Origin of the sequence: Ureibacillus manganicus DSM 26584, from assembly GCF_000772945.1 — a bacterium.
Taxonomy (GTDB): Bacteria; Bacillota; Bacilli; order Bacillales_A; family Planococcaceae; genus Ureibacillus; species Ureibacillus manganicus.
The window spans coordinates 58028-80784 of record NZ_JPVN01000014.1 but is presented as its reverse complement, the minus strand read 5'-3'; the positions used below and the strand labels follow the sequence as shown (position 1 = coordinate 80784).

General features: G+C 36.5%; 24 protein-coding genes and 1 pseudogene. 3 read left to right on the top strand and 22 right to left on the bottom strand.

Going from position 1 to position 22757, the window contains the following annotated elements; all coding sequences use genetic code 11:
* Positions 1 to 202: 202 nt before the first annotated feature.
* The 8 genes from CD29_RS19700 to CD29_RS12430 form a co-directional block, all read right to left on the bottom strand.
* Positions 203 to 1321, bottom strand: coding sequence for a hypothetical protein (locus CD29_RS19700; protein ID WP_052124144.1), 1119 nt, complete (start codon positions 1319 to 1321; stop codon positions 203 to 205).
* Positions 1314 to 1835: a sigma-70 family RNA polymerase sigma factor gene (locus CD29_RS12460; RefSeq protein ID WP_036187369.1), complete on the bottom strand. Its 522-nt coding sequence runs from the start codon at positions 1833 to 1835 to the stop codon at positions 1314 to 1316. The genes CD29_RS19700 and CD29_RS12460 overlap by 8 nt, the downstream gene beginning before the upstream one ends.
* Positions 1836 to 2018: 183 nt before the next feature.
* Complete coding sequence (locus CD29_RS12455; protein ID WP_036187299.1) at positions 2019 to 3203, bottom strand: MFS transporter; 1185 nt, start codon at positions 3201 to 3203, stop codon at positions 2019 to 2021.
* A gap of 212 nt (positions 3204 to 3415) precedes the next feature.
* On the bottom strand, positions 3416 to 4345 hold the full coding sequence (gene glsA, locus CD29_RS12450; RefSeq protein ID WP_036187296.1) for a glutaminase A: 930 nt from the start codon (positions 4343 to 4345) through the stop codon (positions 3416 to 3418).
* A 300-nt stretch (positions 4346 to 4645) separates the two neighbouring features.
* Positions 4646 to 4825: a hypothetical protein gene (locus tag CD29_RS12445; RefSeq protein ID WP_036187293.1), complete on the bottom strand. Its 180-nt coding sequence runs from the start codon at positions 4823 to 4825 to the stop codon at positions 4646 to 4648.
* A gap of 314 nt (positions 4826 to 5139) precedes the next feature.
* Complete coding sequence (locus CD29_RS12440) at positions 5140 to 6543, bottom strand: M20 family metallopeptidase (protein ID WP_036187289.1); 1404 nt, start codon at positions 6541 to 6543, stop codon at positions 5140 to 5142.
* Positions 6540 to 7760, bottom strand: a complete 1221-nt coding sequence (locus tag CD29_RS12435) for an MFS transporter (RefSeq protein WP_036187286.1) — start codon at positions 7758 to 7760, stop codon at positions 6540 to 6542. The genes CD29_RS12440 and CD29_RS12435 overlap by 4 nt, the downstream gene beginning before the upstream one ends.
* A gap of 183 nt (positions 7761 to 7943) precedes the next feature.
* Entirely contained in the window at positions 7944 to 9251 is a 1308-nt protein-coding gene (locus CD29_RS12430) for a hypothetical protein (protein WP_036187283.1), read from the bottom strand.
* A 358-nt stretch (positions 9252 to 9609) separates the two neighbouring features.
* On the opposite strand from CD29_RS12430, the gene CD29_RS12425 reads away from it, so the two are divergent.
* Positions 9610 to 10002: a DoxX family protein gene (locus CD29_RS12425; protein ID WP_036187280.1), complete on the top strand. Its 393-nt coding sequence runs from the start codon at positions 9610 to 9612 to the stop codon at positions 10000 to 10002.
* A 109-nt stretch (positions 10003 to 10111) separates the two neighbouring features.
* On the opposite strand, the gene CD29_RS12420 is transcribed toward CD29_RS12425, so the two are convergent.
* The 4 genes from CD29_RS12420 to CD29_RS12405 all read right to left on the bottom strand — a co-directional run bounded on the left by CD29_RS12420 (position 10112) and on the right by CD29_RS12405 (position 12954).
* Positions 10112 to 10582, bottom strand: coding sequence for an S-ribosylhomocysteine lyase (locus CD29_RS12420; RefSeq protein WP_036187277.1), 471 nt, complete (start codon positions 10580 to 10582; stop codon positions 10112 to 10114).
* Positions 10583 to 10594: 12 nt separating this feature from the next.
* Positions 10595 to 11335, bottom strand: a complete 741-nt coding sequence (locus CD29_RS12415) for an amino acid ABC transporter ATP-binding protein (protein ID WP_036187366.1) — start codon at positions 11333 to 11335, stop codon at positions 10595 to 10597.
* A 15-nt stretch (positions 11336 to 11350) separates the two neighbouring features.
* Positions 11351 to 12010 carry an amino acid ABC transporter permease gene (locus CD29_RS12410; RefSeq protein ID WP_036187274.1) on the bottom strand — a complete coding sequence of 220 codons (660 nt, stop codon included), beginning with the start codon at positions 12008 to 12010 and terminating at the stop codon, positions 11351 to 11353.
* Between the two features lie 140 nt (positions 12011 to 12150).
* The gene (locus tag CD29_RS12405; protein ID WP_036187271.1) at positions 12151 to 12954 is read right to left on the bottom strand and encodes a transporter substrate-binding domain-containing protein; all 804 of its coding nucleotides are present in this window, start codon (positions 12952 to 12954) and stop codon (positions 12151 to 12153) included.
* A gap of 312 nt (positions 12955 to 13266) precedes the next feature.
* On the opposite strand from CD29_RS12405, the pseudogene CD29_RS20945 reads away from it, so the two are divergent.
* Positions 13267 to 14513, top strand: a pseudogene (locus CD29_RS20945) (erythromycin esterase family protein).
* Positions 14514 to 14549: 36 nt separating this feature from the next.
* Here the strand turns inward: CD29_RS20945 and CD29_RS12395 are convergent.
* From CD29_RS12395 to CD29_RS12380, 4 genes are all read right to left on the bottom strand, one after another.
* A complete protein-coding gene (locus CD29_RS12395; protein WP_036187268.1) occupies positions 14550 to 15464 on the bottom strand; it encodes a VOC family protein in 915 nt (304 codons plus the stop codon).
* A gap of 34 nt (positions 15465 to 15498) precedes the next feature.
* On the bottom strand, positions 15499 to 15876 hold the full coding sequence (locus CD29_RS12390) for an SLAP domain-containing protein (protein WP_036187265.1): 378 nt from the start codon (positions 15874 to 15876) through the stop codon (positions 15499 to 15501).
* A 124-nt stretch (positions 15877 to 16000) separates the two neighbouring features.
* Positions 16001 to 16210, bottom strand: coding sequence for a hypothetical protein (locus CD29_RS12385; RefSeq protein WP_036187262.1), 210 nt, complete (start codon positions 16208 to 16210; stop codon positions 16001 to 16003).
* A 52-nt stretch (positions 16211 to 16262) separates the two neighbouring features.
* The gene (locus tag CD29_RS12380; protein WP_036187259.1) at positions 16263 to 16859 is read right to left on the bottom strand and encodes an O-methyltransferase; all 597 of its coding nucleotides are present in this window, start codon (positions 16857 to 16859) and stop codon (positions 16263 to 16265) included.
* Between the two features lie 152 nt (positions 16860 to 17011).
* Between CD29_RS12380 and CD29_RS12375 the strand changes: the two genes are divergently transcribed.
* Entirely contained in the window at positions 17012 to 17341 is a 330-nt protein-coding gene (locus CD29_RS12375; RefSeq protein WP_036187256.1) for a hypothetical protein, read from the top strand.
* Positions 17342 to 17403: 62 nt separating this feature from the next.
* Here the strand turns inward: CD29_RS12375 and CD29_RS12370 are convergent, their stop codons facing one another.
* From CD29_RS12370 to CD29_RS12345, 6 genes are all read right to left on the bottom strand, one after another.
* A complete protein-coding gene (locus CD29_RS12370; RefSeq protein ID WP_036187253.1) occupies positions 17404 to 18582 on the bottom strand; it encodes a M20 metallopeptidase family protein in 1179 nt (392 codons plus the stop codon).
* Positions 18583 to 18718: 136 nt separating this feature from the next.
* Positions 18719 to 18967, bottom strand: coding sequence for a DUF4190 domain-containing protein (locus CD29_RS12365; RefSeq protein WP_036187250.1), 249 nt, complete (start codon positions 18965 to 18967; stop codon positions 18719 to 18721).
* A gap of 49 nt (positions 18968 to 19016) precedes the next feature.
* A complete protein-coding gene (locus CD29_RS12360; protein ID WP_036187247.1) occupies positions 19017 to 19550 on the bottom strand; it encodes a GrpB family protein in 534 nt (177 codons plus the stop codon).
* Positions 19551 to 19688: 138 nt separating this feature from the next.
* Positions 19689 to 20666: a ring-cleaving dioxygenase gene (locus CD29_RS12355; protein WP_036187245.1), complete on the bottom strand. Its 978-nt coding sequence runs from the start codon at positions 20664 to 20666 to the stop codon at positions 19689 to 19691.
* 506 nt (positions 20667 to 21172) lie between these two features.
* Positions 21173 to 22120: a ring-cleaving dioxygenase gene (locus CD29_RS12350; RefSeq protein ID WP_036187242.1), complete on the bottom strand. Its 948-nt coding sequence runs from the start codon at positions 22118 to 22120 to the stop codon at positions 21173 to 21175.
* A 59-nt stretch (positions 22121 to 22179) separates the two neighbouring features.
* Positions 22180 to 22617, bottom strand: coding sequence for a MarR family winged helix-turn-helix transcriptional regulator (locus CD29_RS12345; protein ID WP_036187238.1), 438 nt, complete (start codon positions 22615 to 22617; stop codon positions 22180 to 22182).
* Positions 22618 to 22757: the final 140 nt, after the last annotated feature.

The window sequence follows — 22757 nt, the reverse complement described above, 5'->3', positions numbered from 1 at the left end:
TATCCCATTTCTTCCCCTGACAAAATCAGGACACGACATATTCAATATTATGTGCACTTTGCGCATATTTCCGATTATGTCGTATCGTGATTTCAGTGATTATCGGAAGTGCACTTTTCAATTTGCAGCAAAAAACGAAATACTAGAACTAAAAAAGTAGGTGCTCCCTATAATTCAGAAAGAGCAACCAACCTATTATTATTTATTGAAGCGGCATAAATGACACTTGCCAAATGCCATCTTCATTTTTTATCATTTGGAAGCCCATAAGTTCTCCTTCTATAAAGAATTTAATATATCCTGTATGGTCACTTGTTTCGATGAATGTTCCTTCTTCGATATTTCTATATAATTCAAAAGAGCCCCGTTCAGATTCTGGAATCTCTATATGTTCTTCTTTTGACCACATAATGTATTCTTCCCTATCTGTATATAATGCATATTGTACATCGTATTTTTTCTCATATCCTGCAAAAATATATAATCTGGCTATGTTTATTGGGCTTAGTCCATAAAGATGATCTGTATTAAGGTCCTGTTGAAATTCGTAATAAGCCTTCGCTTCTTCTGATCTCAAATCAAAAATGGTGGATTCAGATTCGGGATTGGTAGTATTTTGATTACTTCCACTTTCCTCATCTTCTAACCAAACATTCACTTTCTCTTTCATTTGTTCAAATAATTGTTCCATATTACTTGGTTGCTTTAGTGCTTCTTCTACGTATCGATCAGGAAACATATTTTCAATTGATTCCACAAAGAGACTGCCATCTTCTGGTTCTTTATAATCAATTACTTTATATTCGCCACCTTCTCGTTCTAATGTAATGGTCACTGGACGAGATGCACCTGATACTACTTCATCCCTTGTTTCCAGATTGAACCGATTATAAAAAGACCATAAAAACACAGTAAGTGTGTCCCCTTCTTGCAAAGTACCATAAACCTTATGAACTTCAAATTGTGCATCAGTAGACTCATATTGATGTTGACTTTGTTCAATAATGTAATCTGAAATCATTTCATGCATGTCTTTAGTTAGCTCGTAGTCGCCATCAGTGAATTGCTCTTTAACAATTGACCCGTGGGATGGCTCTTTCTCAGAATTTAATGATTGAAATGCTGGAAACAGTAAAATACCAATCAATGCAACTGCAATAAGTGAGACAAAGTAAGGTTTGAATTGACGTTTTGAAGTAATCGTTTGAGGCTCTGAATTTTGGTTTTCTTGTTTTGCTCTTTGTATACCTTTTTGTACACTTTCATGTAAATTCTTTGGAATGTCTATTTTCTCAATTTCCTTTTTAAAACGATTACTCATAAAAATCAACCTCCTTTAACTTATGGCGAAGTTTTTGTAAGGCCCTATAAAGAATCGACTTCGCTGTACCCAGTGGAATCTCCAATGCTTGTGAAATCTCTTTAAAAGTATAATTTTGATAGAATCGAAGCATAACAACACTTTTCTCGTCCTCTTGTAGTAATTCAATGACATCTTGCAGCGTCAGGGTAAGCGGTAAATCTTCATCCACCCCAGAATCCAAGAATTCCTCATGTTGCGTATTTAAAAGAACGACTTTCTTCCTTTTGTTGATGTTATTGATTGCGCAGTTGATGGTAATTCTAATCAACCAAGTTTTCAAATACTCTGGATTCTTTAATGTGTGAATATCTTTAAATGATTGATAGGCTACATCTTGTACGACGTCTAAGGCATCCTCTTGATTTTTCATGTATACATAAGCCATCCGATATACATCTTCTTGAAAATGCTGAAAAATCTTTAGAAAGGCTTGATCGTCACCTTTTTGCGCTTTTTTCACTAAACGATTTATGAGTTTCACCCTCTTTTGTTGATCTATCTATTAGACAATTAAGTTGATTATTTGGCTTTAAAAAAGATAAAAAAATTTCATGGAGTTGTGTTTTCATTGTTTTGTGTAATAAGCGTTATGACATATTGAACGACCATAAAAAAAATGCCCGTTTAATTTCGGGCACTTTATTTTTGTATAGGGCTATTCATTTGCCAACTGCTTTTCTTTCTTTCCATACAGGAAGAAATATAGAATCGAAGACAACAATACGACCCCACTTAATAACCCATATAAGTTTCCGTAGGTCATGAATGTAATGAAGAATCCGAGTAAATAGGGTCCAAAGCCAAGTCCCGCATCAAGGAAAATGAAGAACGTTGATGTGGCTAACCCCATTCTATGAGGCGGAGTAATCTTCACAGCAATTGCTTGTGTACAAGATTGCAAATTCCCAAACCCCAAACCGATTAGTGCTCCAGCGGTTAATAGTGCTATCGCATTGTTTCCTATACTTAAAAGAAATAATCCAATAGTAAAGAGGATAAATGCTGGGTACATTACATAGTTTGCACCTTTCATGTCCAACAAACGACCGGTAAAAGGTCGAGAGAGTAGTACTGCGAGTGAATATACAAGGAAGAAGAAGCTTGCTGTGGCTACTTGATCAATCTCAATTGCATAGAAGTTAATATATGATAGTATGCTCGAATAACAGAATGCCACTACGAGAGTAATGATGGCAATTGGTATTGCTTTTATTTCAATGAAGTTCGATACGCTAAATCGTTTGAGTTCTTTTTCTGTTGTTGAGAAGTCTTCTAATTTCGGAACATATAAGAAAAATGCTGTAACAAGACTAATAATAGTAACTACAACACAAAGTGCAAAAATCATATTAAAGCTTGCATGTTGAATCATCAGGAATCCAATGAAAGGACCAATAGCGGTTGCTAGGGGTGAGCTCATACTATAATAGCCAATACCTTCTCCTTTTCTAGTCCTTGGAATAATTTGTGCAACAATTGTTCCTGTTGCTGTAGAAGCAACACCTAACACGATCCCTTGCAGTAAACGAATTACAAGTAGGAAGTTAATATCTATTTGAATAAAATACATTGCAGTTGTGATCGTATATAAAGCTAATCCAATATATAGTGTTTTCTTACGTCCAATTTTTTCAATTTGACTTCCTATAAAAATTCTGCCAATAAGTGCTCCTACGATGCAAATCCCAGTTACTAGCCCTGCCTGACTTGTCGAGGCATTATAATGCTCTACAACATATATACCCATAATAACAATTAATAAATAAAACACTAGAGTTATGAAAAAATTGACTGTGGTTACAATGATAAAGTCCTTCGTCCATAATTTTGGCTTATCCACGGTATTCCCTTCTTTTTCATTAATTTCGTTTATGATTTATAGTACTTAAGATTATTTTTTAACAGTATTGAAAAATATATTAATCTGCTAAGTTTACAATCTTTTAAGAAATGTATGTATAGCATAACGCTATTTTTAGAGATGTCAATGCGTAATTTGGCCGAGAAGAAATAATAAAAGGACAGCGACTTATGCTGTCCCAATGTTGGTTATTAGAAAACACTCAATTTATATTGGTCTGATAGCTTTTTTAAGAAATCCATTCCTTTTACACTATTACCGATTTCATCAATCATTGGGCTAAAGACAGCTATTCCGATATGGCCGTTTAAGTTTTCTAGCTCTCCGTTATGTACGGTACATAAAACACCTCCTGATACACCGCTTTTCATAGGAAATCCAATGGTTGCAGCATATTTACCAGAAGCATTGTACAATCCACAAGTCATCATAAGCGCTTTTGAAAACTGGGCAGTTTTGCGGGATATTAGATTTTTATTATCATTTGCAAATTTCCCGTCACTGGATAAGAATAAGCCGAATTTCGACAAATCTTGTGTTGATACTTCAAGAGAACAAAGCTGAAGATACGTTTCTAGTGCTTCCTCTACGGTACCAACAAGATAATCGTTTGCTTTTAAATAATTAGCTATTGCTCGATTTCGGTAAGCTGTTTCGAGCTCAGATTTGTATACTTCTTGGTTAACGTAATGTTCATGTCCTGTAATCTTCGATAAATACTCACGAACCGCATTTACACGAAGTTCAACCGTTTCACCAGGTAGTAGAGATGCGACCGTAATTGCCCCGGCATTAATCATCGGGTTAAATGGTTTCCCTTTTTCAGCAACCTCTAGACGTACAATGGAATTAAAAGGGTCACCTGTTGGCTCAACATCCACTTTCTCAAGGATTCGATCCACCCCTAGATGCTCTGCTGCCACAATAAAACTCATTACTTTTGAGATACTTTGTAGTGTAAATAAATAATCTATATCCCCAAATTCTAATACCTCGCCTTTTCCATCCACCAAGCATGCAGCAAACAGATCCTTTGACTGGTTTGCTAAAGCAGGAATATAAGACGCTAAATGTCCGGAATCGGGAGCACTTTTCACATTTTCAAAAATTGTTTGGATCATTGTTTCACCTCTTATATGTTTTCTGATATCTATTTATTCTCTATTAAGCCAATATTATTAGATTGTGGTAACTTTAGCTATGCATTTCTAGTGGAATTTTTGGTGTAATTGTCTTTATAAAGACACTTTGAAGCGGATTTTCTACCGCAAACGGTCTTCATTTGCCTTATGATTACCTTTTCTTGCGGATTTTCTACCGCAAACGCTCTTCATCTGCCTTATGATGACCTTTTCTTGCGGATTTTCTATCACAAACGGTCTTCATCTGCCTTACGATGACCTTTTCTAGTGGATTTTCTATCACAAACGGTCTTCATCTGCCTTATGATGACCTTTTCTAGTGGATTTTCTACCGCAAACGGTCTTCATCTGCCTTATGATGACCTTTTCCAAGCGCAAATGTCCTTCATCCACCTTATGAACGACATTTTTACTGTATTTCCTTACACAAATGTCCTTCATTCCCCTTATGAACGTCATTTCTACTGTATTTCCTTACGCAACTGTCCTTCATCACCCTTATGAACGTCATTTCTTTTGGATTTCCTGGCGCAAATGTCTTTCATCATCCTTATGAACGACATTTCCTTTGGATTTCCTGGCGTAAATGTCCTTCATCACGCTTATGAACGACATTTCCTTTGGATTTCCTGGCGCAAATGTCTTTCATCACCCTTATGAAGACATTTCCATTGGATTTCCTGGCGCAAATGTCCTTCATCACCCAAATCATACCTGAATTGTCTTGCTATAAAAAGAGATGTCCCATCGTTCGGAACATCTCTTTATTAATGCTATTTCGTAGGGATTAATGAAGTATATTTTTCACCATTCAAGCGCTTTTTCAACTCATCCTTCGCTTCTTCAATCACTGAAGGATTTTCTATACAATGAATTGCAGTCGTAGCCATAATTTCCGCTGCATACAGCATCCCTTTATGCCCTATTGAAGTTTTTCCAACAGAAACGACTTGCCATGTATGTAGTGGCGTACCTATTACTAAACAAGCTGTTGTACATTGCACAGTTGGCGTAATCCAGCTCACATCACCAACATCTGTTGAGCCGTATAACATCGCCTCCGGAGCCATTGGAGTTACAACATTAGATAAACGCTTATCCCCTAATTCTTGCACCTGTTCTGGTGTAAAAATCCTGTGAGCAGCTGCTTTACTTTCCGAATCTAAAGTTTCATAAATTTTTTCAGCAAATCCTAGTTCATCCTCATTAAATTCAATTGGGGCAGCATCATCTAATTGCGATTGCATCACTCTAGCAAGAGTCTCATTTGGAATTAAATCAGATGCCGTCCCTTGGAACTGTTCTTCAACAGTCGTCTCCGTCATTAACGCTGCACCTTCAGCAATCTTTTGAATACGCTGATGGATTTGAACGACTTGTTCTTTTTTTGGCGCTCGGATTAAATAAGAAACCTCGGCATAAGGTTGAACAACGTTTGGTGATGTACCGCCTGTGTGAGTCACTGCATAATGAACTCTTGCTTCTTGAATAATATGCTCACGTAAATAGTTCACACCAACATTCATAAGCTCTACAGCATCTAAAGCACTTCTTCCAAGATGCGGGGCCGCTGCAGCATGGGCACTTCTTCCTTTAAATTTGAATACAGCAGCATAGTTTGCTAACGATCTCAAATGCATAGTTGAATTAAAGAAGTTCGGATGCCAAGAAATCGCTAAATCGACATCATCAAATACCCCTTGTGTTGCCATATGCGCTTTTCCCGATCCATTTTCCTCTGCAGGACATCCATAAAAACGAATAGTAAATGGGGCATTTGTTTGTTCTACGTATGCCTTCGCTGCAACTGCAGCAGCGAACGCACCTACACCAAGTAGGTTATGCCCACAACCGTGACCAGCCCCACCTTCTTGAATAGGACTATGCTCGGCTTTACCACCTTCCTGACTTAAGTAAGGTAGTGCATCATACTCGCCTAAAAATGCAATGACTGTCGGACCGTCACCATAGCTACCCATAATAGCGGTCTCCAAGTTTGAGATATTTTTTTCCACTTTAAAACCCTCAGTTAGTAGCGCTTCCTCCATTTTTCCAACCGCAAATTTTTCTTGGAAATGTAATTCAGGGTGTTCCCAAATTTGATCACTAATTGAAGTAAAGAATTGTTTCTTTTCATCAAGTAATACTTTTACATCAAATTCTTTCTTTGTACTCATGCTATGTTCCCCTCTATATTTTCATCTTTTTTAACAATGGATAAAATGGCAAGCACACAAATTACAGAAATCGAAACAAGCAACCAAACAGCAGCATTATAAGAACCGTCAAATGCATCAACCATTGCACCGATTAATGCAGGTGTTACAAACCCAGCTAACTGACCTCCTGTATTGGCCATCCCCATGGCGGACCCTGAATACTCTGCAGGAATGTTTTTTAGAATAAAGGATGGAAGTAGTAATACAACAAACGTCATTACAAACGTTACAATACATTGATAGACGATGAATAGCGTAATAGAATTTGCATTAAACATAAGAAGTAAAAATACTGCTAATAACAGCGCAAAAAATGCACCAATATATTTTGAAATTCTTAAATCAATTTTATCAATGATATATCCACTTAGAATCATAGATACTATCATTATAAAACCTGGAATCAGTTGTAAAGAACCAATGGACAGTAAATCGAGGCCACGGACATCCGTTAAATACTTTGGTAACCAAGAATTCAATCCCCAGTTCACAGCGTAAATTGTAAAATAGGAAATGACTAAACTCCACATAAATGGCATCCTTAACAATTTACCTAAAATACCTTTTATATTTGGAGTATCTTCCGTTTTTACAGCCACAGGATCTTTCGGGATAACTTTCCAGTATAAAATTGCAATAATTGCACCAAGCGCACCTGCAATGACAAAAAATGCTCGCCAACCAATTGATATTAATAGAACTGCGGAAATTATTGGCACTAACATCGCCATAATAGCACTTGAAGAAAGCATTATGGACATTACTTTACTACGCTCATTTTTTGGATAATAGGTCGTTATTAATTTGGAAGCAGAAGGTTGGAATCCTCCTTCTCCAATACCAAATAAAAACCGAATAACTACCATAATCCCTAAGCCCCATGCGATAGCAGTTAGACCTGTAAAGATCGACCAGACAATAACAGCAATTAACAATACACGCTTTGCCCCAAATCGATCTGCCAATATCCCACCAGGTAATTGCATTAAGGCATACCCGAGGAAAAAAGAACTTAATACTAAACCTGTTTCAGTATTGGTTAATGATAAATCCTTTCCAATATGTACAATGGCATAGTTCATAACATAACGGTCAAGATTACCTAATGCCCACCCTAAAAATAGTAATATTAACAATGTATTTCTTGTTTTTTTCTGCAATATTGCTTCAGTCATGTAACAGCCTCCTTTTAACGAAAATTTCGCAATATATTCACTTATTATATTTTGAAAAATTCTGATACACAAGATTTTTTTCACTTACAATGAGAAACTAAAAAGCATTTTCATATTGATTATGAAAATGCTCTTAATTTCAAGTTTAATTTAACCGATATATAATAAAATATTCTTCCCTATTCAGCCAATTAATTTATAAATTTTTGCTGAACGACCTCTCGTATTTCGGTTCTCAACTCCACAATATTCAACTAAACCAGCAGCATATAATTCCGATAGGATTCGCTGGGCATTACGGTCTGTCATATGTAATTCCTTTGCTAATGTTTTGGCGCTAAAAGAATCAATTTTTAATTCACTTAATTTTGCCTCTATTTTGTTATACATTTTCGGGCTAATTGTTGCCTGTTTCAGTTTCTCAATTATCTCCAAACTTTGGGAACGGCTCGTATATGTAATTTGAGGTGAATTTTTATTGTATTCCGTAATTATTCCATCCTCACCCATAATGATAATTTCCTTTGTTCCCTTTTCCAAGACATGTTGCATCGCCTTTTTCGCTGCATTTTCTGCATAGAAAACTGTAGTTGCATGGCCTATGCCAACGAATACAGGTTGTTCTGTCTCAATTTCTATTAAGTGGAGCATTTCATAGATGGTATTTATATTCCGCTCAACGATTCCACGTGAGCTAAAAATGATAAACCTGCCATTTCCTTCATCTATGAAATACCCATCTATTTTCTCACAAATTTGCAATACCCATTTCATTAAATTCAATTGTAAAAAATGAATGGCATATCCATTATCATTGGAAGTTTTGATGGACTCAAAGTTTTTCACGAGTAATATTAATGCCGTCGTTTGTGTTTCTTTATAATAAAAGGTACGGATTTTTTCATTGAACAGTTGTAACGTATGATAAATATCCTGTTGCAAAGGCCCAATCCAATAAACTGGTATCCCTTTTTCCTGTAATGCTTGTTCTACAGTAGGATACGCAGTTAATACAATATCAATCTTCTTTTTCTCCCAAAGATCTGCATGGTATTCAATAATTTCATTAATAGACGTTTTCGGTTCAAAATGCTTAATATAGAGGTCATTTAAGAAGTTCTCTAATTGGTCAATTTCTTTTTGAAAATCCTGTTCAAGAACACTTAGCGTATCAATACTTGCACGTTTTGCCAATTTTCCAATGCTATGGCTAAGCTCTAACATCCCTCTATAAAAAGAATTTACCGTTATATGAATATAATGCATGCGTTCCCTTGAAAAATGCTCAGATTGTTGAGCAATAGTATAAGGTATATTCCCTGAGAATAACCAAAAATCAACTTCTTGATGATGTTTTTCTAATATATCAATTGTTTCGTGGACTATATTATAAGGAAACTCCAGAAAAGTTAAGTCGGTATTCATTTGTTCAACGTAGTATACTATTCTATCAACAGACCGTTTCGGCCCAACAACGCCAACTTTATACATAATCTCACCTTCTTTTAGTATGGGACAAAAGGACAAGTCCCCATAAAACCATACTAGCATGCCAATATAAAATGCGCTAACCTCTTTTCCGGGAAAGGGGGCAGGACACCCTGTCCCAAATATATTAAATTTATCACATCGGTCTTATGTACATTAGTAACATTTTTTTGTCGAAATTGTTATCTTTCTCTTTATTTTCGTACGAGTTATAGAATTTGTTAGATTACTTTAATAAACTAAGTTACGAAAAGTAATTATATTAAGTGACCTACTTCATCGGTAGATCACTTTATTATTCGCCCAACACTTACTTTTTACAACTAAATTACAAAAGATAAATTTTAGGAGGATTTTTATTATGACAAAACAACAATGGGCATCTCTAATTGTTAGGGTTGTATTTGGTTTTATGTTCTTTTATCACGGGGTTGTTAAATTCCAAGGTGGGATTGAATATATAGTAGGATACTTTGAATCACTTGGTTTAATGGGTGGTCTTGCTTATGTTATTGCTATCGTTGAATTAGTTGGAGGATTATTATTAATTCTTGGACTTGGAACTCGTATCATTGGAGCAATCTTTGTAATCATCATGATTGGTGCAATTTTCACAGCAAAATTATCACTAGGATTATTCGGCGATGGAACTTATGCTGGATATGAATTAGAGGTTGTATACGTAGCACTAGGTATTTACTTCATGATAGCAGATCGTTCACCAATTTCAGTTGATGAAAAATTAGCAAAATAAAAATGAAAAGAACTACCTAGATTTTTTGAGCAAGGGTTGTCCATAAATATAAAAACGAACTATTAGGAAACACTAGAGTTTCATAAATAGTTCGTTTTTCCTTTGCGGTTTACTCTGAAAATACAATATGCCATTCCGCACTTTTTTCTAAAAATTCTTTAGCTAAGCTTTGCGCACCTTCTAAATTGTGACTAGCTGCCCACCCACATTGTACTTCATTGCACGCTGGTACTGAAGTTGCTTCTAATACGTCTTGTAACGTTTTTTCTAGAATATTTAATACATCCTCGTAATCATTGTGATTAATAAATGATAAGTAAAAGCCAGTTTGGCAACCCATTGGTGATAGGTCAACCACTTTTTTAGAATGGTTTCGAATACGGTCAGCCATTAAGTGTTCTAAAGAGTGTAGAGCTGGCATTTCCATATGCCCTTTGTTTGGCTGTTTAAAACGAAGATCATATTTCGTAACAGCATCGCCGTTTTCTCCCTCAATCACACCAGCAAGTCGTACATACGGTGCAACAACTTTTGTATGATCTAAATCAAAGCTTTCAACATTTGTTTTTTCTTTTGTCATTTAAATCTCCTCCTATATAAATTGCATTGACTGGATGAATGATATGATCCGTTCATTCTCTGTATTATTAAAGAATTCGTCTGTTCTTCCATCAAAAAGGATTTCTCCGTTTTCAAGGAATAAAATCCGGTCTGCAGCAACCCGGGCAAAGTTTAAATTATGCGTCACAATAATCATCGACTTCTGTTCTTCTGCCAATGCTTTTAACACCTTTAATACTTCCCCTTCTAATTCTGGATCGAGTGCACTTGTCGGTTCGTCAAACAGAAGAAACTTAGGTTCCATGGCTAGTGCACGAGCAATCGCCACTCGCTGCTGTTGACCTCCGGATAATTGGGATGGGTAACTATCTTTTTTGTGTAACAATCCGACTTTCTCAAGCAATTGCTCGCCAATGTGAATCATGCTCGATTTGTCCTTTTTTAATACCGTAATCGGACCTTCAATGACGTTTTCGAGCACTGTCATATGTGGAAACAAATTAAAGGATTGAAACACCATAGCTGTATTTTGGCGAATTAATAACTTATCTTTTTGAGATAGTTTTTGAGTGAAATCAATTTTAAATGAATCTATTTCTAGAGTACCAGTTTGAGGGATTTCTAGCAAATTGATACATCTTAAAAGGGTTGATTTTCCGGAGCCGGATGGACCTAGGATAACCGTTGTTTCTCCCTTATTGAATTGTATATTGATGTCTTTTAAAGCGTGATGATTACTAAAAGACTTATTCATTTTTTTAAACGTAACGATGTTGTCCACCCCTCTTTAAATATACTTAGAAGCAACCTTTTCTAATCTACCTTGAATGAACGTTAAAATTGAAACAAACATTAAGTAAATTACCGCAACAAGAGCATAAATAGCTAAAGGCTCATATGTAAATGCCACAATTTGTTGACCAATCATAAACATCTCTGCAATTGTAATACTTGCAGCTAGGGAAGTTCCCTTTACAAGATCGATAAAATCATTCGTAACTGGTGGTAATGAAATTCGAACTGTCTGTGGAGCGATAACTCTTCTTAGTACTTGCCAATAAGTCATCCCAAGTGATTCGGCAGCTTCCCATTGACCTTTGGGAATGGATAAAATCGACGCGCGAATCGATTCGGAAGCATACGCCCCTGTATTTAATGAGAAAGTAATAATTGCCGCCGTCCAAGGATCTAATGTAACTCCCGCCTTTGGTAATCCGTAAAAGACAAGAAATAATTGTACGAGTAAAGGTGTCCCTCTAAATATCCATACATATGTACTGAAAATTAACTTTAAAATTTTGAAATTCGATAATTTGACTAGAGCCGTAATAACGGCGATCACTAATGCTATCGCAAAAGAAATAAGTGACAATGGAATTGTTACAGCAAGACCAGCTTTTAAAACGGGCCAAATTGAATTTAATACGATTTCAAGTTCACGGCTCATTTTAAATCTTCCTTTCTAATTTAAGATTTCGCCTTCGCAACTAAAAGCCTAGCATTTTGCCACTTTGTTATCGTTACAAAATGAGATTGAAGAAAAAAGAGAAAAATCAATCGGCCTATGAAGAGCCGATTGACCCGATATTATTGATACATTACATTTTCACCGAAATATTTTTCTGAGATTTTTGCAAATGTACCATCTTCAATTCGTTTTTTGATGATATCATTTAACGCCTCACGGAATTCTTCATTATCTTGATTTAAGATTAAAGCAATTTCGGAAGAACTTGTTTTACCATCAATTAGTTTGATTGGTGCATCTGGTTGCTGTTTTAAATAAGTTAGGAACGTAACACGGTCATGGATTGTTCCGTCAGCTCGTTTTTGTAAAACTAGTTCAATTGAGTTGGTTAAGTTTTCTGTAGGAACAATTTCCGCTCCTAAATCACGAGCATCTTGTGCAAAGTTACTTGTAACTGTTTGTGCTGCTTTTTTCCCTGCAAAGTCTTCTAAACTACTAATTTCAGAATCAGAGTGAACTGCTAAAGTCGCAACTGATTCCATATAAGGAATAGTGAATTCATATTTTTGTTTACGCTCATCTGTAATCGAGATGTTGTTAATAACAAAATCATATTTATCTGTATCAAGACCTGCAATTAAAGAATCCCATTTTGTTTCTACGTATTTTGCTTCTACGCCAAGATCTTCAGCAATTTGAGCTGCAATTTCATATTCAAAACCAGTTAAAGCACCAGTTTCATCATGATAACTAAAAGGAGGGAACGTTCCTTCTAACCCAATTGTAATTACTCCTGATTCTTGGATTTGTTCTAATTTGTTTGTACTACTACTATCTGTTTCAGTTGTTGTTTCATTATTCCCGCACGCTGCTAATGCTCCTACAGAAAGTGTAAGTAGAATTGCCGATAACCATTTCTTCAAAATAAATTTCCTCCCTAAATCTAAAACCTAGTTTTTTTATAAGATTTATATTATTACATGTAATATTATTTTTCAACAATAATTTTAAATAATCTTTATAAATTGAATATTAGTTATACTAAGTTTTGCAAAGTGACTAAATGATCAACAAAATTAATAAATATCATGAATCAAGAGTCTATTAAAATGCTCAACTTCTTTTATCTTTTTAGAATTCATTTTCTCTTGCTTGAACCACCTATTATTTTCCTGAAATTTCCCAATATTCTACTCTGGAAAATTGGGTAAGCTAATTTCGAGAGGAGATATTATATGCCTAGAAAGTTAATCGATGCAATTAAAGACAACTCCCTTCCATTGAACGACGAAAGCTTGGAAAAAATCGTAGAATCAATCGGCGATACCCGAATTGTGATGATTGGTGAAGCATCCCATGGAACATCGGAATTTTATACAATCCGTGCTGAACTTTCTAAAAAACTGATTGAAGAAAAAGGGTTTACAATCATTGCCGTTGAAGGAGATTGGCCGTCTGTACAAGCTGTAAATCGCTATGTAAAGGGCTTTGGACATGAGGGTGATTCTGCAAGGAGTGTGCTCATGAAGTCTTTTCATCGCTGGCCAACCTGGATGTGGGCAAACGAAGAAATTGAATCGTTTACAGAGTGGCTAAAAATGAAAAATATGACCTTGGATAACAAAGTAGGATTTTATGGAATTGACCTCTAAGCCTTTTTGAATCGATCGATGAAGTGTTAAATTTTTTATCAGAAAATCCAAAATACAATGTGGACTTAGAGTACGCAAAGAAAGCTTTTACCTGTTTTGAGCCTTACAATAGAATGCCAGAACACTATGCACTCTCAACTGCGCATTTTACAGATGAATGTATCAGTGAGGTATCGAGCTTGTTAAGTTCTTTGAGAAATAATGAAGAACGGTACTCCGACGAACATGAGGAAGATTTAAATGTAATTATGAATGCACTAGTCGCAAAAAATGCAGAAGCCTATTATCGGGAAATGATGCAGGATGCAAAATCTTGGAATACGCGAGATTACCACATGGTTGAAGCAATTAATGAAATATTGAAATATCACGGAGAAGATGCCAAAATCATCATTTGGGAGCATAACACACATATTGGTGATGCTTCCGAAACAGATATGAAAGACGATGGAATGATAAACGTCGGGCAAATTATTAGAGAGCAATATGGGAAGGCTAATACATTTGCTATTGGATTTGGTACGTATGAAGGAACGGTAATTGCTGCAGATCGATGGGGAGACCCTTTAGAAGTAATTAACGTACCCCCTTCCAAACTAAGTATGTGGGAAGGACAGCTTCATGCTGCAGGTCAGGAAGACAAGATTTTACTTTTTATCGATGAAAATAGAGAACTGTTTAATGACTGGATTGGCCACCGGGCGATTGGTGTTGTTTATCATCCCGCATATGAGGCTTATGGTAATTATGTGCCTTCTCGAGTAGGCAGTAGATATGATGCTTTTATTTTCATCGACCATTCACATGCGTTAAAGCCGTTAAAAGAGTAGAGGCCAGATCAAGAAGATTGGCCTCTTTTTAATGCTTTAATTCCCTTCAAAAGCTCTCTGAATTTCAGCTATATTAAGTTTTTTCATTTTCAAAACGACTTGATTTACACGCGCAAGCTGTTCTGGTGTGGATGAACTCATGATGTCGTTCATGTTGCTTGGGACAATCTGCCACGAGATGCCAAACTGATCTTTTACCCAACCGCATTGCTCCGCTTCAGGGACTGCAGAGAGTTTGTCCCAGTAGTAGTCAATCTCCTCTTGAGTATCACAGTTAACGATAAAAGAGACTGCTTCATTAAAGCTAAAAGCATGCTCATGGGCACTATCCATCCCGATAAACCATTGATCTTCTAATCGGAAATCAGAGTACATCAAGGTACCTTCCTTGTCTGGTTCCATACCTTTTGGATAGCGTGCAAAAAAACCTTGCTCTGAATTTTTAAATACGGATAAATAAAAATTCATTGCTTCCTCTGCTTTACCGCACACTTCACCTACGAACATGAGGGACTGCATAATCGGAGGTCTTCGTTCTCCTATTCGATTGGCCAGTGATAATTGCCATGACAATCCATACTTATCTTGAACCCATCCATACAGCTCATTGAATGGATATTTTTGTAGTGGCATTAACACTTCGCCACCTTCCAATAATTTATTCCAAATGTTTTGAATGAACTCTTTCGCGTTTGGTACTTTCTCCGGATTTACATTCACCGTAAAAGAAAGCGAAGGATTGAACTTAAAGTATGGACCCGCGCTAATGGACATAAACTCCTGTCCCCACAGTTCAAACGAAACGATATTGGCATCTCCTGACGGTGTATCGTTTAGTGTTATTTCATTTGTAATTTTTGAATTTGGGAACAATGAAGTGTAAAACTCCGCTGCTTTTTTTGCTTCTTTGTCAAACCATAAATGAGGGACGATTTTGTTTGCTTCTGGCATCCGTGATTCCACCTTAACTTATGTTTTTATTAGATTATTGTATTGTAATCTGACCTGTTTCATATGAAGGTTGTTCTGTGTAGGTTTCTTTTGGGAAGATAAACGTCCAAGGTATGCTTACACGAGGTTGGATTACAAGGGCTGGAAGTGTAAATTTGCTGTCTCCAATAACTTCTCCTTGAATACTGTAAATTAATCGTTTGTTAATAAAATCTAGCGGACGATCTGAAAAATTATGAACGAGTACTGTCACAAGAAGCTCATCCTTATGATTGATTGCAACGCGTATTCGAGAGAATAAAATTTCCGAACTGTTCAATTTCTTTGTATTATGAAAAAGCTTTTCGATTTGCTGTCTGTCCTCGGCAGCTAATGCCTTATCCCAAGAAGTTTCAAATTGTAATTTTTGCATAGATCTCACCCCTTAAGGTAAGTGTATCATATGTAAAGTTGTTCGAGTTGAAACTGCGTTGAATAGCAAAAAAGAGCCTTCCCACCCCTGTGGGAAAGCTCACTAAGCAATAATTATGTTTACACTAATATCCTTCTTGGTTACCTTCTTTGAGTGAAGCTTTTGGTGTTCGGTCTTCGTCTTCAACTTTTTTGAAGCCCTTATCTAATCGCCCAGCATTTTCAATATCTCCAGAAGCTTGGTATCCTCCAACTGGTGCATTAGAAGTTGTCCCGAATAAATCCATACCACCTAATTCCACATTAATTCTTTGTTTGTCTCGTTTCTTAGTCACTGTGATCACCTCACTAGTAATATGTGCGAAAAGGTGGATCATATAATGGCCATTAATTTCCGTGTGGTTTTATTTTTGTTGCGAGTATAGCAGATGTTTTAGGTGTTAAATAAATTTCTGTGACGATTAGTTCCTGATGATTTAACCAGAACTCCCTAACTTTATCAGGTTTCCCTTTCCACTCATCCGGAAAGTGTTCTTCAGGAGTAAAATCGTCCATAAATATCATTCCTCCGACATTTAATGTGTCAATCAAAACTTGCGCTTCTGTCACTTTTGCAGCTTGTGCATCAGCAAATATAAATTGAAACGGACCTTTTGGAATGACATCTTTCCAATCTCCATACACAAATTCCACTTGAGAATGGTTGATTGAGTTAGCAACAATGTCAATTTTTTCTTTAGAATAATCTACAGAGATGAACTGTACTGCTTGAGAAATGGCTGAAAGAATCCAAGAACTTCCTACTCCAAAACCTGTTCCAATCTCAAGTATTTTCCCTTTCGCTACTTGCCCCACAAGGACAGCTAATAATCTTCCTGCTTCATCTGAACAAGAATGTTCAAATCCATTGCTTTTAGCTAATTTTTTGGTAGCTTGAACTAGCTCTGGAATATATGTATTTGAGCGATATTTTGTTTTTACCATTAATAATATCCCCTTTCCTTATTTCTATTGTTCAAATTCCATACTTTCACCATATTTCCTCTTGGAAAGTGGAAATATAAGAATTCGTAGGGTTGTCTTTGATTTTAACGGGAATAATAAAGAAACTATGAGAAAAAACGAGGAGAGTAAAAATGCCACGAAAGTCTAGTCAACCTGATGATGCAGATATGGAGCAAGGAATAATAATACCTAATTCGCACCAACAAGAGCAACAAGGACATTCAGTCGATGATTTATCTCGCATGTTAGCAGCCGTATTAAACTATATGTCGGATGATGAAAATGAGGTCATTGATGTTGAATTTATCATTGATAATACCGATGGACTGCGTGATTGGTGGAACGAATACAAGGAAAAAAATAGACAATTAATTGAAGATGAAATCAAAGAATCTCTAGGTGAGTTATCTATTGAGGAGCTTCAGAGGATTCGTAATCAGATTAAAGAAAGACAGAACTGATTTGAGTGACAATAATTATGGCAAGTATACAGCTAACATGTTTACTTGCCTTGTGTTAAATTTCAAGTAAGTTTTTTAACTAAATAATGATCAACAATACTTAAGAATGCTTTTGCTGAGTTTTTCATCGCGCGTTCATCAACATTAAAGCGTGGATGGTGATGCGGAAATCGAGTGTTTGGATCTTCCGTAGCTGATCCTGTGAAAAAATAAACTCCTGGAATTTTTTGAACGTAGTAAGCAAAATCCTCACTTGCCATGACTGGCGGAACTTCGATTAAGTTTAATCCATTAATGTGCAATGCTTCTCTAACAATTTCAACTTCCTTCTCTGTATTAAACAACGCTGGGTAGCCTTTATTGTAATCTATTTTATAGGTTGCTCCATATGATTTTGTAACATAATCAATAATTTCTTTGAAATATTGCTCTACTCTTTCCCTTTGTGCTTGATTAAAGGTGCGGATCGTACCAGAAAGGATCGCCTCAGAAGGAATTACATTTTGCGCAACTCCAGAGTTGAAATTTGTATAGGCAGCAACTATAGGCTCCGCAGGATTTAATCTTTGATTTAAAAAAATAAGACTTTGATTAACCATGATAGACCCAATTACGATGGGATTTGACGCCGTATGTGGAGCGGATGAATGCCCCCCAACTCCTTGAATTGTTAATGTAAATGTATCAAGTGAAGTTGTTGCATTCCCTTTTGGCACTGCAAAGTTTCCTAATTCAATAGAAGATAGTACATGATTGCCAAAAATAAAATCTATCCCTTCTAGTGCGCCGTCTTCAATCATTTTTATTGCTCCACCAGGTGATTGTTCTTCAGCAGGTTGGAAAATAAATACTACCGTTCCGTCCAGTTCATCACGATGTCTACTTAAAATTTTTGCCACACCTAACAATGTTGCGGTATGTGCGTCATGACCACAAGCATGCATGACACCTGGGACTTGTGATTTATAGGAGACTTCATTTTCTTCTTGAATTGGTAATGCATCCATATCTGCACGAAGTCCGATTGTCGGTCCAGTATTTGCACCTTTTAAAGTTCCAACGACTCCATAACCACCGACATTCCGCCGAACCTCTATACCATATCCAGCTAAAATATCACCGACCATTCTCGCTGTATTTTCTTCTTCAAAGGGTAATTCCGGATTCTCATGCAAGTGTCTTCGCCAAGCAACCATTTGATCGTACACATCTTCAACCTCTTGAAGCCATTCGGTAAGCAATCGAACACTTCCTTTTAATTGGTAAAAGCTTATTCACCATAGTATATACAAATACTCATTGGATTGTTATGGGATTTTTGGTCACCGCTTCCATTACCAATTAAAAAAGCGATTGTTCTCATTTAACAATCGCATGCTATAATTTCATTGCAATGCCGCCTACTAACCCAATGCAATTTAAGATAATGCCTACCAAAGCTAATTTTGTTCCCTTTTGTTTGAACTGTTTAACTTCTTTCAAACCAATAATCCCCAGAAGTATACCCATGATAGATAATAGTCTTCCGTCTTGACTAAATATTAGTCCGATAATTGATAAGCATCCTATTATTAAAGATCCAATAGCAAAACCATTAGTTGATAAATTTTGCTCTTGATTACTCATAAAAACACCCTTTATTAAGTAATTTGATCCTCGATAGTCTCATCTAATTTTACAGTTTCCTTTTAGAAAAAATCCTCTTAACAAATCCCTCTTTATAATCTGTATATTCAGCAATACTTATTGCGTGAGCTTGTCGCAAGTAATCTTCTTTAAGTTTAGCATAAGCAATTTTTTCTTCATCATTTGAATTTAAGTAATCTCTGAAAAAGACTAGATTTTCCCACAATTCCTCTTTAAAAACTACGGTATGAATAAAATGTGTTTTGGTTTCGAAAGTGTCATCTTTAAATTTTGCAAAAACTACTTCATTCGGTCTTTCTACACGCAGACGGTAAAAACCGATTGTTCGAAGCTTTCTTTCCATCTCTTGATCGATTTTTTTAAGATCATCAACACCAAGGATAATATCAATAATCGGCTTTGCACTCATCCCCTCGATTGCTGTACTTCCAATATGCTCTATGCGACTTTCATCGATGTCTAAGGTTAATTGAATTTCTTTCTTTACATTTGAAAATTCAACTTTCCATTCCTCATCAAACGGTACAATTCTTACTTCGTTATTTTTTAACCCTAGTTTCATACAAACGTCCCCTTTATTTCAGACATAATCAAACCAGTTTTGCTGACCTATCCCTTACTTCGCTATGTAGAGCGGATTCCCTTCTTTATATATAAAACCGCTAGAGAATATCGCGTTGCTCTCTAGCGGTTTATCGATTTATTCTTTTACAAATTCGATTGTACTTCTCACTGTATCAATAGGACGAACAACTTTTTCGATTTGTTCACGTTTTGGCTCTAGGAATGGAGGTAAAGATAATTTTTCCCCAAGTGTTTCGTAAGGTTCATCCCCCATAAATCCAGGCCCATCTGTCGCAAATTCAAATAAGATATGTGGTGACACTCTTGCGTATAATGACTCAAAGAAGAAGCGATCGATATATCCTGAATTTGGAAGTCCAAATTTATTCAGACGCTCCGTCCATTCATTTAATACTGCCGTATCCTCCACACGGAATGCAGCATGGTGTACTGTTCCGTATCCTTGTCGTGCTTGAGGAAGAACCGTGTTATATTCCACAATGACAGAAGCACCGTTGCCCCCTTCTCCTACTTCGAATAAGTGGAATGAACCCTCTTGTGCTGTCTCTTTAAATAGTAGGACTTTTTCAAGCATTTCTTTTAAGTAATCAAAGTTAGCAATTCGAACAAAAACCGGACCTAAACCAGTAATCGCATACTCTAATGGAATTGGACCTTTTTGCCAAGGTGTACCAGATTCCACTCCTGTATTGAATTCATCTGAAATTAGTTGGTATTGTTGATCGTCAAAGTCAACGAATGAAAGAGTTTTCTTACCAAATTGCTCTTTTATACCCGTATGATTCACTTCAAGGCGATCAAAACGTTTTACCCAATAATCTAATGCTGCATCACTTGGAACACGGAATGAAGTTTTCGAAATCTCATTTGTACCATGCACGCCTTTCGGAATGCCTTGGAAGTCAAAGAACGTCATGTCTGTTCCCGCGCTACCTTTATCATCCGCGAAGAATAAATGATAAGTTTGAATGCTATCTTGGTTCACTGTTTTTTTCACTAATCGCATTCCTAAAACGTATGTGAAAAATTCATAGTTCTTTTCTGCACTGCTTGTAATTGCTGTTACGTGGTGAATACCTTTTAAATGGTTCATTTTATTTTCCTCCTTGGTTTTTAGGGAACTGGGCTGTTTTGAACAGCTCTGCTTCGTATTCGACTTGTTTTGTCCACTGGTGCTCGTCTATTGGACAGCTCACTAGCTTTTTACGCCTCTGTTGTCCAATAAAGTCTGGTTATTGGACAACTCACTCACTTTTTCTGCTTCTTCTGTCCAATAAAACCTGGTTATTGGACAACTCACTCACTTTTTACGCCTCTGTTGTCCAATAAAGCCTGGTTATTGGACAACTCACTCGCTTTTTCTGCTTCTTCTGTCCAATAAAGCCTAGTTATTGGACAACTCACTCGCTTTTTCTGCTTCTTCTGTCCAATAAAGCCTAGTTATTGGACAACTCACTCGCTTTTTACGCCTCTGTTGTCCAATAAAGTCCGGTTATTGGACAACTCGATCACTTTTCCGCTGCATTTGTCCATTAGAGCCCTTTTATTAGACAGGTCAACCGCTTTTTCCGCCTCTTTTGTCCAATAAAATTGATTTTATTAATATTCCTCAATCGGCTTTAAAATTGCTTCAATTTCCGCACGGCGGTTTTCTAAAAATGGTGGTAAAACTAATTTTTCACCTAGTGTTTCGATATTATCTCCATCAGCAGTGAAGCCTGGGCCATCCGTTGCGATTTCAAAAAGAATGCCATTTGATTCGCGGAAGTATAAGCTCTTGAAGTAGAATCGATCCACAATACCTGATGAATGGAAGCCACGAGCACGAACTTGTTGATCCCAGTATTCTAGTTCTTCATCATTTTTTACTCGGATTGCTAAATGATGAATACTTCCTCGCCCAGGTCTTTCAGATTCACCATCTAAATACTTCACGACGATTTCTCCAAAAAGCTCGCCCTCAACTGATTGGAAAATTGCTTCTTCCTCAGTACGGCTGACTTCTACGTAGCCAAAAATCTCTGTCAATGTGTTTGCTAGCTTATCAAGTCTTCTTACCGTTATTTCCACAGCACCCATTCCTTGAATTTGATGTTCTTCAGGGACTTCTGATTTTTCCCAAGTTTCCCAGTGTTCCACCTTCGCCCCATTTGAAACAATCAGAGCCAAACGTAACCCTTCTGGATCTTCAAAAAGAATCGATGTATGATTAGCGAATTTCGTAAAATGGCTAGTTTGGACACCAAAATCCTCCAAGCGTTGTTGCCAATACAGTAAACTATCTACAGTTGGGACAAGTAACCCGATTCTTGTAATGGCATTCGTGCCACGATGCGTTCTTCCAACCATCGGAATTTCAAAGAAAGAAAGTTCTGTACCTGGGCTCCCAGTTCGATCTCCGAAGAATAGATGATACATAGAAGGATCATCTTGGTTAACGGTTACTTTCGCTCGGCGCAACCCAAGTATTTTTCGATAAAAATGGTTATTTTCACTAGCATTTTTGGTGATCATTGAAATGTGATGATGTCCTGGAATTTTATACATAGTTAGCTCTCCTTTTTCAGTTTACTAGTCAAGTGATTGGTTAAAAATAAATAGGATTTCTAGCATCCCAATTTATTTTCCGTATTCTTTTGTAATTTCGTCATGAGCTTATAAAGTGTTTTCTGTTCTTCCTCTGTCAAACATTCATCAACCATGGTCGTTTGGAAAGTAAGCTGGTGTTGAAAGACTTCCTGCATTTTTGCCTCCCCGCTTGAAGTCAATGAAATCCATTTCGTCTTCCATTCCTGCTTACGTTGTATATACCCATCTTGTTCGAGGCGAGTGAGCATTCGTGAAATTCCACCTTCCGATAAGGTTGCTTTCACAGCAAGCTCACTTTGCTTAATTGGCTGATAAGTTGCAATCTGATTTAATACATCAAACTGTGCAGCTGTAATTCCAAACGGTTTTAAGAAATCATTCGATAACAAATTACTTTGATGTGTAAAACGAGCAATACGTAACCAAATAAGTGTTCCTAGTGTATTTCTTCTCAATATGCTCACTTCCTTTCGTTACTATCACTTTACATCTCAAGTGAAAGAAACGCAAGGAAAATATCTCGAATTCGAAATAAATTTGTGAAACTCATTCATATCATGCTTTATTGAAGGTATTAATCCCCGAAAGCATTAAG

Coding starts and splice junctions, on each gene's coding strand:
- CD29_RS12375 (WP_036187256.1), top strand. CDS start 17,012: ATGCCACGAAAGTCTAGTCAACCTGATGATGCAGATATGGAGCAAGGA.
- CD29_RS12425 (WP_036187280.1), top strand. CDS start 9,610: ATGACAAAACAACAATGGGCATCTCTAATTGTTAGGGTTGTATTTGGT.
- CD29_RS12445 (WP_036187293.1), bottom strand. CDS start 4,825: ATGACGTTCATAAGGGGAATGAAGGACATTTGTGTAAGGAAATACAGT.
- CD29_RS12410 (WP_036187274.1), bottom strand. CDS start 12,010: ATGAGCCGTGAACTTGAAATCGTATTAAATTCAATTTGGCCCGTTTTA.
- CD29_RS12420 (WP_036187277.1), bottom strand. CDS start 10,582: ATGACAAAAGAAAAAACAAATGTTGAAAGCTTTGATTTAGATCATACA.
- CD29_RS12440 (WP_036187289.1), bottom strand. CDS start 6,543: ATGAGTACAAAGAAAGAATTTGATGTAAAAGTATTACTTGATGAAAAG.
- CD29_RS19700 (WP_052124144.1), bottom strand. CDS start 1,321: ATGAGTAATCGTTTTAAAAAGGAAATTGAGAAAATAGACATTCCAAAG.
- CD29_RS12380 (WP_036187259.1), bottom strand. CDS start 16,859: ATGGTAAAAACAAAATATCGCTCAAATACATATATTCCAGAGCTAGTT.
- CD29_RS12365 (WP_036187250.1), bottom strand. CDS start 18,967: ATGAGTAATCAAGAGCAAAATTTATCAACTAATGGTTTTGCTATTGGA.
- CD29_RS12435 (WP_036187286.1), bottom strand. CDS start 7,760: ATGACTGAAGCAATATTGCAGAAAAAAACAAGAAATACATTGTTAATA.
- CD29_RS12395 (WP_036187268.1), bottom strand. CDS start 15,464: ATGCCAGAAGCAAACAAAATCGTCCCTCATTTATGGTTTGACAAAGAA.
- CD29_RS12355 (WP_036187245.1), bottom strand. CDS start 20,666: ATGAACCATTTAAAAGGTATTCACCACGTAACAGCAATTACAAGCAGT.
- CD29_RS12360 (WP_036187247.1), bottom strand. CDS start 19,550: ATGAAACTAGGGTTAAAAAATAACGAAGTAAGAATTGTACCGTTTGAT.
- glsA (WP_036187296.1), bottom strand. CDS start 4,345: ATGATCCAAACAATTTTTGAAAATGTGAAAAGTGCTCCCGATTCCGGA.
- CD29_RS12430 (WP_036187283.1), bottom strand. CDS start 9,251: ATGTATAAAGTTGGCGTTGTTGGGCCGAAACGGTCTGTTGATAGAATA.
- CD29_RS12350 (WP_036187242.1), bottom strand. CDS start 22,120: ATGTATAAAATTCCAGGACATCATCACATTTCAATGATCACCAAAAAT.
- CD29_RS12390 (WP_036187265.1), bottom strand. CDS start 15,876: ATGCAAAAATTACAATTTGAAACTTCTTGGGATAAGGCATTAGCTGCC.